The organism is Nonomuraea glycinis, from assembly GCF_014646515.1.
Classification (GTDB): Bacteria; Actinomycetota; Actinomycetes; order Streptosporangiales; family Streptosporangiaceae; genus Nonomuraea; species Nonomuraea glycinis.
The window spans coordinates 145,108-158,735 of the sequence record NZ_BMNK01000010.1; the positions used below are offsets into that span (position 1 = coordinate 145,108).

At 71.5% G+C, this 13,628-nt stretch carries 14 protein-coding genes; 7 read left to right on the top strand and 7 right to left on the bottom strand.

What is annotated here, in order from left to right; genetic code table 11:
- Nucleotides 1-17: 17 nt before the first annotated feature.
- From IEY87_RS26940 to IEY87_RS26960, 6 genes are all read right to left on the bottom strand, one after another.
- Nucleotides 18-1,175, bottom strand: coding sequence for a DUF6986 family protein (locus tag IEY87_RS26940; protein WP_189141573.1), 1,158 nt, complete (start codon nt 1,173-1,175; stop codon nt 18-20).
- Between the two features lie 16 nt (nt 1,176-1,191).
- Nucleotides 1,192-2,511, bottom strand: coding sequence for an FAD-dependent oxidoreductase (locus IEY87_RS26945; RefSeq protein ID WP_225278067.1), 1,320 nt, complete (start codon nt 2,509-2,511; stop codon nt 1,192-1,194).
- 203 nt (nt 2,512-2,714) lie between these two features.
- The gene (locus IEY87_RS47020; protein ID WP_308426457.1) at nt 2,715-3,050 is read right to left on the bottom strand and encodes an AMP-binding enzyme; all 336 of its coding nucleotides are present in this window, start codon (nt 3,048-3,050) and stop codon (nt 2,715-2,717) included.
- Entirely contained in the window at nt 2,981-4,243 is a 1,263-nt protein-coding gene (locus IEY87_RS26950; RefSeq protein WP_308426458.1) for an AMP-binding protein, read from the bottom strand. Before IEY87_RS26950 ends, IEY87_RS47020 begins: the two co-directional genes overlap by 70 nt.
- 103 nt (nt 4,244-4,346) lie before the next feature.
- Nucleotides 4,347-5,408 carry a phenylacetate--CoA ligase family protein gene (locus tag IEY87_RS26955; RefSeq protein WP_189141574.1) on the bottom strand — a complete coding sequence of 354 codons (1,062 nt, stop codon included), beginning with the start codon at nt 5,406-5,408 and terminating at the stop codon, nt 4,347-4,349.
- Nucleotides 5,408-6,475, bottom strand: coding sequence for an LLM class flavin-dependent oxidoreductase (locus IEY87_RS26960; protein ID WP_189141575.1), 1,068 nt, complete (start codon nt 6,473-6,475; stop codon nt 5,408-5,410). The genes IEY87_RS26955 and IEY87_RS26960 overlap by 1 nt, the downstream gene beginning before the upstream one ends.
- 100 nt (nt 6,476-6,575) lie before the next feature.
- Between IEY87_RS26960 and IEY87_RS26965 the strand changes: the two genes are divergently transcribed.
- The 4 genes from IEY87_RS26965 (at nt 6,576) to IEY87_RS26980 (ending at nt 10,484) form a co-directional block, all read left to right on the top strand.
- Entirely contained in the window at nt 6,576-7,022 is a 447-nt protein-coding gene (locus IEY87_RS26965) for a hypothetical protein (protein WP_225278065.1), read from the top strand.
- A gap of 93 nt (nt 7,023-7,115) precedes the next feature.
- Nucleotides 7,116-7,772 carry a hypothetical protein gene (locus tag IEY87_RS26970; RefSeq protein ID WP_189141576.1) on the top strand — a complete coding sequence of 219 codons (657 nt, stop codon included), beginning with the start codon at nt 7,116-7,118 and terminating at the stop codon, nt 7,770-7,772.
- Nucleotides 7,773-7,842: 70 nt separating this feature from the next.
- Nucleotides 7,843-9,591, top strand: a complete 1,749-nt coding sequence (locus IEY87_RS26975) for a proline--tRNA ligase (RefSeq protein ID WP_189141577.1) — start codon at nt 7,843-7,845, stop codon at nt 9,589-9,591.
- 101 nt (nt 9,592-9,692) lie between these two features.
- A complete protein-coding gene (locus IEY87_RS26980) occupies nt 9,693-10,484 on the top strand; it encodes a class I SAM-dependent methyltransferase (RefSeq protein WP_189141578.1) in 792 nt (263 codons plus the stop codon).
- Nucleotides 10,485-10,566: 82 nt separating this feature from the next.
- Here IEY87_RS26980 and IEY87_RS26985 read toward each other — a convergent pair whose 3' ends face one another.
- Nucleotides 10,567-11,508 carry a ferritin-like domain-containing protein gene (locus IEY87_RS26985; protein WP_225278064.1) on the bottom strand — a complete coding sequence of 314 codons (942 nt, stop codon included), beginning with the start codon at nt 11,506-11,508 and terminating at the stop codon, nt 10,567-10,569.
- Between the two features lie 277 nt (nt 11,509-11,785).
- On the opposite strand from IEY87_RS26985, the gene rimP reads away from it, so the two are divergent.
- From rimP to IEY87_RS27000, 3 genes are read left to right on the top strand one after another with little or no spacing between them, the layout of a single operon-like run.
- On the top strand, nt 11,786-12,274 hold the full coding sequence (gene rimP, locus IEY87_RS26990) for a ribosome maturation factor RimP (protein ID WP_189141579.1): 489 nt from the start codon (nt 11,786-11,788) through the stop codon (nt 12,272-12,274).
- 11 nt (nt 12,275-12,285) lie between these two features.
- Complete coding sequence (nusA, locus tag IEY87_RS26995) at nt 12,286-13,290, top strand: transcription termination factor NusA (protein WP_189141580.1); 1,005 nt, start codon at nt 12,286-12,288, stop codon at nt 13,288-13,290.
- Nucleotides 13,274-13,573: a YlxR family protein gene (locus IEY87_RS27000; protein ID WP_189141581.1), complete on the top strand. Its 300-nt coding sequence runs from the start codon at nt 13,274-13,276 to the stop codon at nt 13,571-13,573. The genes nusA and IEY87_RS27000 overlap by 17 nt, the downstream gene beginning before the upstream one ends.
- Nucleotides 13,574-13,628 lie beyond the last annotated feature (55 nt).

Here is a 13,628-nt window from a genome sequence, read left to right on the forward strand (position 1 = left end):
TGTACGCGCTGTGATCGTCAGCCGAGGACCGAGTCGGCCCTGCGGAGGGCCGCCGCGAGGGTTTTGATCGTCGCCGGCTCGTCCAGCACGCCGCCCCCGGCCGCCCGGCGCTCCTCCCAGGCGTGCACCCTGTCCCGGTAGGAGTCGTAGCGCGCCAGGTGGAAGGCGTAGACGGTGGCGAAGCGGCTCACCAGGTGCGAGGGGTGCATGTCCCAGCCCTGGTAGAAGCCGTGCGCGAGCGAGTGCCTGACCAGCTCGGCGTGCCGCCGCCACAGCGCCCGCACGTCCGCGGCCGAGCCGGAGGCGGGGGAGGCGGCGAGCGACCCGTCGGACAGCTCGACCCCGGTGCCCGCGAACGCCGTCTGCATCACGTGCCTGGCGTGGTCGCAGGCCGGATGGTCGAGCCGCTGCTCGTGCGGCGGCAGCCCGAGCGCCGCGGTGTAGTCGAACACGCCGAAGTGCGCCGCCGCCAGCCGTCCGCCGAGCGTCTCGGCCAGGTCCCCGCGCAGGAACAGCACCGTCTGCGGCGCCTCCACCTGGAGCTCGAACCGCAGCCGCCGCCCCAGCCCGAGACCCTCCTCCAGCCGCCGCAGGAACGCGGCGAACTGGGTGAGGCCGGACTCCATGATGACCTTGGGAAACGTCACGGTGAATCCGGTGGGCAGCTCGCCGGCCCGCTCCACCATCCCGGTGACGAACCCGTCCAGGGTGCGCAGCGAGCGGGCCGGGTCGCCGTCGGCGAACGACTTCACCCGCAGCCCCCACCGGCGCGGCAGCGTCCCCGCCTCGCGCATCCCGGCCAGCGCCTCGACCGCCTGCTCGACGTGGCCGTCCTCCTCGTCCGGCCGTACGCCGTACCCGTCCTCGAAGTCCACCCGCAGGTCCTCGACCGGCTCGGTGGCGAGCTTGCGCAGCACTCTTTCGTGTACGGCGGTCGCGAGGACGGCGGGCAGCCCGAACACCTCGGCGAGCTCGCCCGGCCCGCTCAGGTGCGCCTTGGCCAGGGCCAGTGCCTCGTCGCCCCACGCGGCGACCGTGCCCGCGCCGAACCGGTCGGCCGGGACGTACACGGTGTGCACCGGCTGCCAGGTGGGCTCGGCCCCGGGGTAGCGGGCCCGCTGGACCGCGTGGACCTCCTCGAAGCCGTCGACGTGGTGGCTCGTGGTGACGCGCATGGGTTCCCTTCGCGGATCAGGGGCGGCAGGCTCGCAGCATGGCTTCCAGGCCGACGAGCTTGACCCGCTCGCCGCGGCCCAGCGTCTTGGCGAGCTCGGCCTCGGCGGCCTCGATGGCCTGCCACTCCGCGTACGTCACCGGCCGCACGCCCCGCTCGGCCAGCAGCGCGTCGACGGACGCGGGGGCCGGCCGCTCCCCGCCCGCCAGGTCGTCCGGGCCGGACAGATCGGACAGCAGCGTGCGGACCGTCTCCGCGGCGTCGGACTTGTTGGTGCCGATCACGCCCGTGGGGCCGCGTTTGAGCCAGCCCGCGACGTATTCGCGTTCCCGCACCCGGCCGGCCTCGTTCGGCACCGTCATCGTCTCCGGCGAGAACGGCACCCCCGGCAGCGGGACGCTCTGGTAGCCGACCGAGCGCAGCACCATGCCGACGGGCAGCGTCTCGAACTCGCCGGTGCCCACCACCCGGCCCTCCGCCGACAGCCGGGTGCGTTCGAGCTTGAGCCCCTCCACCCGGTCGGTGCCCAGGATCTCCACCGGGCGCAGCCAGAAGCGCACGTCCAGGCGGCGGGGCCGGCCGACTGGCTGGTGGTCGGACCAGGAGCGCAGCACGTCGATGTTGCCGCGGATCTGCCGGGGGAAGTCGGCGCCCAGCACCACGGCCTCCTCCGGGCGCACGCAGACGTCGGCGTTCGTCAGCTCGCCGAGCTCGCGCAGCTCCTTGAGGGTGAACTTGGCGTGCTCGGGACCGCGGCGGCCGATCATGTGGATGGCCTTCACCTGGCTGTCCGCCAGGCGTTCGAGCACGTCGTGCGGCACGTCGGTGGAGCTCAGCTCCGCGGCGGTCTTGGCCAATACGCGGACCACGTCGACGGCGACGTTGCCGACGCCGATCACGGCCACCTCCGGGCTGTCCAGCGTGAACCGCGACGGGTCCACGTCCGGATGACCGCAGTACCAGTTGACGAAGTCGGTGGCGGCCACGCTGCCCGGCAGGTCCTCTCCCGGGATGCCGAGCCGCCGGTCGACCATCGCGCCGGTGGCGTAGACGACGGCGTCGTAGCAGCGCAGCAAGTCCTCGACCGACAGGTGCTCGCCCAGCGTCACGCCGCCGAGGAAGCGCACCTCGGGCAGCTCCAGGACCCGGCGCAGGTAGTTGGCAATGGACTTGATCGACGTGTGGTCGGGCGCCACGCCATATCTGACCAGTCCGTACGGGGTCGGCAGGCGTTCGAGGACGTCCACCTCGACGGGCTCGGCCGACTGCTTCACCAGTGCTTCGGCCGTGTAGATCCCGGCGGGGCCCGATCCGATGACCGCCACGCGCAACGTCACGTCGCCTCCCTATGCCGGTCGTCGTCCATTTCGGGGCACGCGTTCCGCCAGGTGTAACGGGTCGGCGTGATCGATACATCCCCGATCGCGCGTCGGGATGAACCTATCTTCGTTGACTGCCGCCCGAGCATCATTTTCCCGACATATTCGCTCACGGGATCTGTACCGATACTCCCTCAGACCCGGCGGGCACTCAAGAAGGCTCAGCCCTCGTGGGCGAGCCGTTCGCGCAGCGCGAGCTTGTCGATCTTGCCGTTGACGTTCGTCGGGAGCGCGTCCACCACGATCATCCGCCTGGGCACCTTGTACCCGGACATGTTGGCCCGTGCCCAGGCGCGCAGCGCCTCCGGATCGGCCCTGGTCCCGGGCCTGGGCACCACGTAGGCGACGCCCGCCTCGCCGGAGACCGGATCGGGCACACCGACCACGGCGGCCTGGGCCAGCGAGCCTTCCAGTAACAGAAGTGCCTCTACCTCGGCAGGGGAGACATTGAACCCGTTGACGATATAGAGCTCCTTCTTCCGGTCAACAATCGCCAAATTTCCGGATTTATCAAGAATGCCACGGCCTCGGCGCTGCGCTCCGGATCGTCCCAGTAACCGCGCATCACCCCGTACCCCCGCTGCAGGATCTCGCCGCGCTTCCCGGCGGCCACCTCCAGGCCGCAGTCGTCCACGATCCGCACCTCGATGCCGGGCACCGGCCTGCCGGTGGTGGACGCGATCACCTCGACCGGGTCACCCGCCCTGGTCATGGAGACGACCGTGCCCTCCATCAGGCCGTACGCGTTGATCATGCGCTCCAGCCCGACCCGTTCCACCAGCCGGGTGATCAGCGCGGGAGGCACGGCGGCGGCGCCGCAGATGGCCACCCGCAGCGACGACACGTCCCACTCGCCCCGGTCCAGCTCGTCGAGCAGCCGGTAGAAGAGCGTGGGCGGCCCGGCCAGGACGCTCGCCCGGCCGGCGGAGATCAGCGACATCAGCGCGTCGGGCGTGAACACCCGGATCGGCATCATCGCCGCCCGCCGCAGCACGCAGGCGACCAGCCCGGCGTTCAGCCCGAACCCATGGCTGAACGGCGCGATCGCCGGATAGCGGTCATGCTCGTCCAGCGTGACGATCTCCGACCAGTCCCAGTAGCCCCGCAGCACCTGCGCGTGATCCAGCATCACCCCCTTGGGCGTGCCGGTGGTGCCGGAGGTGGACATGATCTCGCACAGATCATCAGGCCGTACGCCCAGCGCCCGCTCCTCGGCGACCCGCTCCTCGACCTCGACCCCCCGCGCCCGCAACTCCGCGACGCCCAGCAGAGCCCGCCCCTCGGCCCGCGCTTCCGCGACCTCCCGCTGCTCCCGATCGGGTACGACCAGGTGCCGCAGGCCGGGGAGCGGTGGCAGCAGGCGGGCCAGTGGGGTGCCGTCGGGCCCGTCGCCGGTGATCAAGGTCCGCGCCCCGGTCTTCTCGATCAGCGCGGCGGCCTCGATCCCCTTGTACCGCGGCGAGAGCGGCACGAGCACCGCGCCCGCGTCCCAGACGGCGAAGGCGTGCACCGCCCAGGAGGGATCGTTCACCCCCCACAGCGCCACTCGGTCCCCCGGCCGCACCCCGAGCGCGATGAGCCCGCGCGCGGTGACCGCGGCCGCCGCGCGCAGCTCCGCCATCGTCATCCGGGTGTCCCCGTCGACGATCACCGTGCTGAAGGGGTGGCGAGCGGCCTGGTCACGCAGCATCCGGGGGAGCGTCCCCCAGCCGGGCATCGTTCGCTCGGCCCCCGCCGATCCCGTTGATCCCGTGGATTCCACCGTCACGCCTCCGATCGGGTCCCACCGGGTCTCAGGTCAGCAGCGCCCGGTCGCGGCCGAGGTGCTGGCCGCGCAGATCGTTCACCAGGCCCGGCCGGGCCGCCTCAGCCGCCTCGGGGGCGATCTCCACGCCGATCGTGACGGGGGTCAGCGCTCGCAGCGCCTCCCGGATCCGGGCCTTCCACATGGGGTTCGCGACCAGGCTCTGGCGGCCGAACGTCACGGTGAGCACCGCCGAGTCGAGCGTGCCCGCCCGGCTGACCGTCAGCTCCCACCCGGACACCCCGTCGATCTTGGACAGCGCCTTCTCCAGCCGGGGCAGCGCGACCCACACCCCTCGCACCAGCACGTGCTCACCCACCGTGTGCTCCGGTGCGGGCAGCCCGCCGTTCTCCGCACGGGCCACGTGCCCGGTCCGCAGCACGGTGTCGCCCAGCGTCGAGTGCCCCAGGGGCATGATCACCATCTCGGCCAGGCCGCCGTCCGCGTACGGCACGTCCTTGTCCAGCGAGGCCAGCCCCAGCACGCCGTCCGCCACGGGCGTCAGCGGGTCCTCCTCGGCCGTCCGCCAGGCCAGCGCGCCGCCGCTGAACGGACTGGAGTACGCCTCCGACACCGCCGCCCCGAACTCGCCGGCCAGCTGCCGGATCGTGTGCCTGGAGGCGATCTCGCCGGTCAGCACGATGTGCCGCAGCCCCAGGTCGAGCGGGTCGAGCAGGAACTCCAGATGCAGCCTGGCCAGGAAGTCCATGACCCCGGTGGGGGTGGCGACGAGCGTGGTGGCCCTGAGCGTGGTCAGCGCGTGGTGCAGCCGCATCCGGCCCCGGGGTCCGACCGACGCGGCGGCCGCCGCCACGTCCGCCGCCGCCGACGTCCAGAGTGTGGCCGCCGGCTCGGCCAGCGCCACGACCACCCGATCGGCCGCGCCGACCCCGGTGGCCTGAAGCACCTCGCCGGTCATCCGTACGCAGGCCGTACGGTCGGCGGGGCCGAGCGGGAAGACGCTGGACAGATCCGGTGCGACGAGCAGGAGCCCGGTGGCGGCGCCGCCCGCCGCGCCGAGCTCGCCACGCGTCAGCCAGCGAGCCGTCATCAACGCATCACCTCGTCCATGAACAGGGTCATCGACGCGCACACCTGATCGTGCGCCAGCCCGCCCACCTGCGCCTGGAGGATCAGGTCGGTGACGCCGGCCTCGGCGAGGCGGGCCAGCGCCTTGCGCGAGCCCGCCACGTCGTCCACCACGACCATCAGGTGCTCGCGCAGCACGGCCATCGACTCCTCGGGCGGCATCCCGGCCGCGAGCTGGCCGAGCACCCGGTGGGTCGCGTGCCGGGCGTCGTAGTAGTCCGGCGGGGTGACGAGGTTGACCTGGCGGCGGATGTACCACAGGACCGCGTCGGCGGCCGTGGCGTTGGCCTGGTCGCGGGTGGGGGCGACGAACCAGGGGATCATCAGCGCCACCCGCCGGGTGCCGGGGTCGAAGCCGTGCTCGGCCAGCGCCTCCCGGTAGCGGGCGATGTCCTCGGTCACCTCGTCGACGCCCTTGAGCATGGTCATGCCGAGCAGGTTGTAGCCGTGCCTGGCGGCGGCCAGGTAGCCCTCCAGGGAGGTGGAGGCCACCCAGACCGGGGGATGCGGCCGCTGCACGGGACGGGGATAGACCGCCACGTCCGGGATCTCGAAGAACTCGTTCGAGCGGCTGACCGGCTCCCCGTCGGCCTGCCAGATGGCCAGCGTCGCCTCCAGGCAGTCCTCCCAGATCTGCCGCGACTTCTCGAAGGGCCGCTGGAATGCCTGGTACTCCAGCGGGGAGGCGCCCCGCCCGGTCCCGAACTCCACCCGCCCGCCGCTGAGCACGTCCAGCGTGGCGACCCGCTCGGCGGTGCGGATGGGCGACTGGAACGGCAGCAGCACCACGCCGAGCCCCAGGTGGATCTGCTCGGTGCGCTGGGAGATGGCGGCCAGCACCAGGTCCGGCGCGGAGGAGTGGGAGAACCCCCGGGTGAAGTGGTGCTCGACGAACCAGGCGGTGTCGAAGCCCAGCCGATCGCCCAGCACGACCTGGTCGATCACGTTCTGGAACGCCCGCTGCTCGACCTCGCGGGTGCGTCCGCGTACCTCCAGTTCGTAGCCCAGGCTGATCCGTAGGGCCGTCATCGCGCCTCCGCCGAAGTCTGTGAACCAAGCGCTCGCTTGGTTGAGCGTACCAGCAGCCACCACTTGCGGGAAGGGTGCCGTCGCGATCAAAGTGATCCTCGTGAGGCGAAAGCACGCGCTACGGCGGACGAAGGACGGGACGGACCCGAACGACCCCACGTTCGCCGGTGCTCGCCGCTACGAGGCGTTCGGCAGGGTCATGGCGGCGCTCGCCACCAAGGCGGAGTTCATCGAGTCGTGCCGCGACCTGACCTGGTGGCCGGGCCCCGACGAGAGCTGGCACCTCGAGTGGCGCGACGGCCCCTTCGCCTCCGAGGTGGCGGCGCTGCTCGCCGGGCACCCGCACGCCATCGGCCGTGTCGTGACCGCCGACGACGCCTCCGCCGTGCTGGAGGTGCTGGGCGTCCGCTTCGAGCTCCGCGCCGTCGACCCCATGGGCAGAGCCGGAACGCGGGCCCGCCCGCACTTCTGGCGCCTGGCCGAGGCCCTCGACACCACCCGCCGCACCACCGCCCGCCACCCCTGGGAAGAACTCCTCGGCGGCTGACCCTGCACAAGGTTGCCCCGAAATTTGCCTTTTTTGTACGGCTAAATACCCTGATAGCGGTCGTCTTTAGGCAGGGATGGCCTGGGGATGGACATGAGTAAAAGCGCAATGCAGTACGCGGATCTCGCCGAGTTCGATCGGCGGCAGCGAGGCATCGAACGCCATATGCTGGCCGCGTTCCTGGGCGGACTGGTCGTCGGTCTCCTCGGCGTGCTCGCCGCGGGCCTGGGCCCCGGCTGGGTCGGCCACGTCTACGATCCGTACGCCTATCTGGCGCTGACGCTGGCCGTCGGGGCCAGCGCGTCCGGTTTCGGCTGGGCGCTGCTGACCACCTTCCTGGCCACGGTGGCCACCCTGGCCGCGGCCGTGAGCGGCGTCATCGGCGGCGAGTCCCGCTTCGACGTGATCGGCGGCAGCGCCGCCGGGCTCAACTGGACGCTCGCGCTGCTGGTCGGCATCGGCCTGCTGGCCTACGTCACCCGCAGGAGCGACCGGTGGGGCGACTACGCGGCCGGCGTCATCGGCGCGGCCCTGCTCGCCGACGTCGTGGACCGGGCGACTCCCGGCTTCATCGGCGACGAGCGCGCCTTCTGGCCGCTGCCCGCTCTGCTGATCGGCGCGGTGGCCGTCGCGGTGGTGATCGCCCTGCGCGGGAGCGCCGGGGCCCGGATCAGGGCGCTGGCGTGCACCGCGGTGCTGACCGGGCTGTTCGCCGCCGCGATCGGCGGCTGGAGCGCCGTCGCCGGTTAAGCGCGCGCCGAGGGTGGCTCCGAGTCGATAGCCTGTAAGCCTTCACATCAGGCCCGAGCAAGGAGTAGCCGTGTTGCTGCGCATGTCGTCGTTGTTTCTTCGCACCCTGCGGGACGACCCGGCAGACGCGGAAGTGCCGAGCCACAAGCTCCTCGTTCGCGCCGGCTATGTCCGCCGCGTCGCGCCCGGCATCTACTCGTGGCTGCCCCTCGGCAAGCTGGTGCTGGAGAACGTCACCCGCGTCGTCCGCGAGGAGATGAACCGGATGGGCGGCCAGGAGGTGCTCTTCCCGGCCCTGCTGCCCCGCGAATACTACGAGGCCACCGGCCGCTGGACCGAATACGGCGACACGCTGTTCCGGCTGCGTGACCGCAAGGGCGCCGACTACCTTCTCGGCCCCACGCACGAGGAGCTCTTCACCGACATGGTCAAGGGCGAATACTCCTCCTACAAGGACTATCCGGTCACGCTCTACCAGATCCAGACTAAATACCGCGACGAGGCGCGGCCCCGGGCGGGCATCCTGCGCGGGCGCGAGTTCCTGATGAAGGACTCCTACTCCTTCGACCTCGACGACGACGGCCTCAAGCGCTCCTACGAGGCGCACCGCGACACCTACATCAAGACGTTCGACCGGCTGGGCATCACCTACAAGATCGTTTTTGCCACGTCGGGCGCGATGGGCGGCTCCGCCTCGGAGGAGTTCCTGGCCCCCACGCCCACCGGCGAGGACACGTTCGTGGCCTGCCGCTCCTGCGGTTACGCCGCCAACGCCGAGGCCGTCACCACGCCCGCCCCCGCCGCCCGCGCCCTCGACGGCCTGCCGGAGCAGCGGGTCCTCGACACCCCCGGCACCCCGACGATCGACTCGCTGGTCTCCTACGTCAACGAGCACCACGGCCTGTCCGTGACCGCCGCCGACACGCTGAAGAACGTCGTCGTCAAGGTCGCCACCCCTGGCTCCAAGAAGGTCGAGACCCTGGTCATCGGCGTTCCCGGCGACCGCGAGGTCGACTTCAAGCGCCTGGAGGCCGCGCTGGCCCCCGGCGAGCCCGCCATCTTCGAAGCCGAGGACTTCGCCAAGCACCCCGGCCTCGTGCGCGGCTACATCGGCCCGCAGGTGCTGCGCGACCTCGGCATCCGCTACCTCGTCGACCCCCGCGTGGCCACCGGCACCGCCTGGGTGACGGGCGCCAACCAGCCCGGCAAGCACGCCGCGCACGTCGTCGCCGGCCGTGACTTCGAGCCCGACGGCACGATCGAGGCCGCCGAGGTGCGCGCCGGTGACTCCTGCCCCCGCTGCGGCGCGGAGCTGTCCATCGACCGCGGCATCGAGATCGGCCACATCTTCCAGCTCGGCCGCAAGTACGCCGACGTCGCCGGACTCGACGCGCTGGGCCCCGACGGCAAGCCGATCCGCATCACGATGGGCTCCTACGGCGTCGGCGTCTCCCGCGCCGTGGCGGTCATCGCCGAGCAGAGCCACGACGAGCTGGGCCTGGTGTGGCCGCGCGAGATCGCCCCCGCCGACGTCCACATCGTGGGCACCGGCAAGGACCGCCAGGTGGAGGTCGCCCTGGAGCTGGCCGCCGAGCTGGAGTCCCGTGGGCTGCGCGTCCTGGTGGACGACCGGCGTCAGGTCTCGCCGGGCGTCAAGTTCAAGGACGCCGAGCTGCTCGGCCTGCCCACCGTCCTGGTCGTGGGCCGTGGGCTCAACCAGGGCGTGGTGGAGCTGCGCGACCGGGTGTCGGGGGACAAGGGCGAGATTCCGCTGGCCGAGGCCGTCGACCGGGTCGTCGCCGCCTGCTCGGGCTCCTGACCGCTGCGCGGGCGAGGGCCGTACCTCCGATTCACCTCCATACCGGGCATCAGGCAACGGCTGGTTTGACGGCGCGCTGAGGGGCTGTAAACCTCGGTGCGATGAAGCCACATGTCGAATTGAAAGACTTCTGGGAACGACGCCTGGAGTCCGACTGGACCGAGAGTGGTGTCGGATACAAGGCGCTCGGCCGGGCGTTCAATATCTGGATGTATCGCGTGCGCGCCGAGGGGTTCCGCCGTGAGGCGGCCACCCTCGGCCTGGACCTGCCGACGGCGCGGGTGCTCGACGTCGGCTCCGGCACCGGCTTCTACGTCCGGCTGTGGCGTGAGCTCGGCGCCGGCTCCGTCACCGGCAGCGACCTCACCCAGGCGGCGGTGGAGCGGCTGCGCGCCCGGTTCCCCAAGTCCTCCTTCCTCCAGCTCGACATCGCCGAGCCCGGCGACGCGCTGGAGCCCGGCTCGTTCGACGCCGTCTCGGCGATGGACATGCTCTTCCACATCACCGACGACGATCGCTACCGGGCGGCCCTGCGCACCATCGGCGAGGCGGTCAAGCCCGGCGGCGTCTTCGTGCTGTCGGAGAACTTCCTGCAAAGGCCTGAGGAGCGCTCCGACTACCAGGTCAACCGCACCCTGCCGTGGATCACCAAGGCCCTCGACGAGGCCGGGTTCGACGTGGTCCGCCGCGTCCCCATGCTGGTGCTGATGAACGCCCAGGTCGACGGCCAGCCGCTGTGGCGCAAGCTGTGGGGCGGGCTGCTGCGCGCGGTGACCCTGACCGAGGTGACCGGCTGGCTGGCCGGGGCCGCGCTCTACCCCGTGGAGCGCCGCCTGGTGCGCGTCCTGCGCGAGAGCCCCACCACGGAGTTCATGATCTGCCGTCGCCGCTGACAGGCCGGCCACCGGCGATCGGTGCCGCCCGTTCGGGCTGAAGGCCAGCCGTGGGGGCGGGGTCGCGCGTTCCGGCTGGTGGTCAGCCGCCTGGGGTCGGGGTCGTCTGCTTCGGTGGGGCGGGTGCCGGCATGCCGGGGAAGGCCGTGGTGATCGCCGGTCTGAAGGAGTAGGAGCGGGTGGCGGCCTCCTGCATCACCAGCGCCGCGTACGTACGAAGCTCGGCGGCGGTGGCGGCGACCAGCTCCAGGTAGGCGGCCACGATGCCGCTCTCCACGTGCGCCGCGAGCCGGGCGGCGGCCGTGGCGGTCGACGGCACGGACGGCAGCGCGTAGGAGGGCGCCGGCTCGGCGGGCTTGCCGCCGAGCGCCGTGATCAGCCCGCGCAGCTCGTCCCTGCGGTCCCGGTGGGCGTCGTAGGCACGGGTGATCCGGACCCGCATCGAGCCGGCGGTCCGCGCGCCGAGCAGGCCGTAGGCGAAGACCGCCGCGTGCTCGGCCGCCAGGGCCTTGCGCAGCTTGTCCACATCGCCGGGACGGGTGCCGCCCCGGGCCGGCCCGGGAGCCTTGACCGGGGCCAGCGCGTGCACGGCCTCGCAGGCGCCGATGCTGGCGACGAGCTGGGCGAGCGACGGCGGGATCCCGGCGAGCTGGCTCGGCCGCAGCGCTGCCGACTTGCGCTCAAGGCTGCGCAGGCGCGCCGTCGTCACCTTGGCGCTCGTCGTGGGGGTGGTGGCGGCCGTGGGCGAGCCGGTCGGCCCGGTCATCTGGGGAAAGCGCCTGCGCAGCTCCGCGAGGTGCGCCTGGTGCCGATCCCTGAAGGGGACGAGCCGGGCGCCGCCCTTGGCGATCAGCGTGTCGTAGAGGGCGACGGTCTTGGCCTTCTCCGCGATCAGCGCGCGGGCGAACGCCTGCTCCGGGGAGTCCCGCGGGGGAGGCGGCGGGACGTCCGCGCTGCATCCCGCGAGCGCCACCATCGCTCCGCCCGCCAGCACGGCTCGCCGGGAGAGGTGTGGCTGGCGCACGAGCAGGGACCTCCAGTGTCACGGACCGCAGATAGCATCGTACGGGCTCAGGCCCGCCCTCGCTGTCAGGCGTGCCGCGGCACGCGGCAGCCGTCGGCCGAGGTGGCGTCCGCCGCCCCCTGGAGCCGAGGCTCGCCGTCCGGGGGTGCCGAGTGTCGCTCTCTGCGTGCCTTCCTACAGATAGGGTGTCAACTGTCGCCGCTGGCCGAGCAGCCATGCGACGGAGAGCCAGAGGCGAGGTCCGCCCGGCTGAGACATGACAATAGGGGAGGTCGATATGGGCAGCGCATCATCCCGCGACCACCTGATGAAGCTCCTTGGGCCTGTGGTCAGCGCGGAGGGCCTCGATCTGGAGGACGTCACCGTCACCCAGGCCGGCAAGAGGCGGTTGCTGCGCGTGATCGTCGACCGCGACGGCGGTGTGAGTCTCGACGACGTGGCCGACGTGAGCCAGGCCGTCTCGGCGGCCCTCGATGACGACGACGACGCGATGGGCCAAGCGGCCTACACCCTCGAGGTGTCCTCGCCGGGCATCGACCGGCCGCTGACCGAGCCCCGCCACTGGCGGCGGGCGGCCAAGCGGCTGGTGAAGGCCGAACTGCGGGACGGCACGGTGATCGAGGGCAGGATCCTCACCGCCGACGACGACGGCGTCGATCTCGACGTCGAAGGAGCCGGCCGACGGCTCGACTTTCAGGACCTGGCCCGTGGACGGGTGCAGGTGGAGTTCCGCCGCTTCGACGACGTCGACGGCGACGAAGGCTAAGGGGAAGCCTCGTGGACATTGACATGAGCGTCCTGCGCAGCCTTGAGCGGGAGAAGGACATCTCCTTCGACCTGGTCGTCAAGGCCATCGAAGACGCGTTGCTGATCGCCTACTTCCGCACGGACGGCGCCGGGACCAAGGCACGGGCCGAGCTCGACAAGTCCAGCGGGCACGTGACCATCTGGGCGGCCGAGCTCGACGAGGACGGCGAGATCGTCAGGGAGTACGACGACACGCCTGGAAACTTCAGCCGAATCGCCGCCACCACCGCCAAGCAGGTCATCCTGCAGCAGCTGCGTGACGCCGAGGACGAGATCAACTTCGGGGAGTTCGCCAGCCGCGAGGGTGAGCTGGTCTCCGGGGTCATCCAGCAGGGCAAGGACCCGCGGGTGGTGCTGGTCGACCTCGGCAAGATCGAGGCCGTGCTGCCGGCCCACGAGCAGGTGCCCGGCGAGGACTACGTGCACGGCGAGCGCCTGCGCGCCTACGTGGTGCAAGTGAAGAAGGGCCACAAGGGCCCCTCGGTCACGCTCTCGCGCACGCACCCCGGCCTGGTGAAGAAGCTGTTCGCGCTGGAGGTGCCGGAGATCGCCGACGGCACCGTGGAGATCGCGGCGGTGGCGCGCGAGGCGGGCCACCGCACCAAGATCGCGGTCCGGTCGCGCCGGCCGGGCGTCAACGCCAAGGGCGCCTGCATCGGCCCGATGGGCTCGCGGGTGCGCAACGTGATGACCGAGCTGCACGGCGAGAAGATCGACATCATCGACTGGTCGGAGGACCCGGGCGACTTCGTGGGGAATGCCCTGTCGCCCGCACGTGTTTCGCACGTGGAGGTCCTCGATCTCGAAGGACGGGTGGCACGAGTGATCGTGCCCGACTACCAGCTCTCTCTGGCCATCGGCAAGGAAGGGCAGAATGCCCGGCTTGCCGCCCGGCTGACGGGCTGGCGCATCGACATCCGTCCGGATACTCAGGCCGAGGACGCCGCCGGTTCCGTAGATGCGTCGACACGGTAAGCTGGAATATGGTTGCCACGCGGCCCCACAGCGCACCTGTGTGGGCTGCAGGGTCCGCACGGCTAAGTCCGAGCTGCTCCGGTTGGTGCGGGTCGAGGACCAAGTGGTCCCTGACCTGCGAGGACAGCTTCCTGGCCGGGGTGCATCGCTGCATCCGACCGTGAGCTGTCTAGAGCTCGCCGAGCGTCGCCGAGCGTTCCTGCGCGCGTTTCGTGTGCCGGGACCGCTTGACGCCTCGCGAGTGCGAGCCCACCTAGAAGGAGAACCACGAAATGTCATGTAGGACGCCGAGTTGATGGGGCGGAGTCAGATTGCTATGAGCGCCTGATGAGCACGCG

Bases quoted from the DNA above. Each gene is read 5' to 3' on its own strand.
- IEY87_RS26955 (WP_189141574.1), bottom strand. From the start codon at position 5,408: ATGACGGCTCGCTGGCTGACGCGTGGCGAGCTCGGCGCGGCGGGCGGC.
- IEY87_RS26950 (WP_308426458.1), bottom strand. From the start codon at position 4,243: ATGCTGCGTGACCAGGCCGCTCGCCACCCCTTCAGCACGGTGATCGTC.
- rimP (WP_189141579.1), top strand. From the start codon at position 11,786: ATGGGCAGCGCATCATCCCGCGACCACCTGATGAAGCTCCTTGGGCCT.
- IEY87_RS26980 (WP_189141578.1), top strand. From the start codon at position 9,693: ATGAAGCCACATGTCGAATTGAAAGACTTCTGGGAACGACGCCTGGAG.
- IEY87_RS26960 (WP_189141575.1), bottom strand. From the start codon at position 6,475: ATGACGGCCCTACGGATCAGCCTGGGCTACGAACTGGAGGTACGCGGA.
- IEY87_RS26970 (WP_189141576.1), top strand. From the start codon at position 7,116: ATGAGTAAAAGCGCAATGCAGTACGCGGATCTCGCCGAGTTCGATCGG.
- IEY87_RS26940 (WP_189141573.1), bottom strand. From the start codon at position 1,175: ATGCGCGTCACCACGAGCCACCACGTCGACGGCTTCGAGGAGGTCCAC.
- IEY87_RS27000 (WP_189141581.1), top strand. From the start codon at position 13,274: ATGCGTCGACACGGTAAGCTGGAATATGGTTGCCACGCGGCCCCACAG.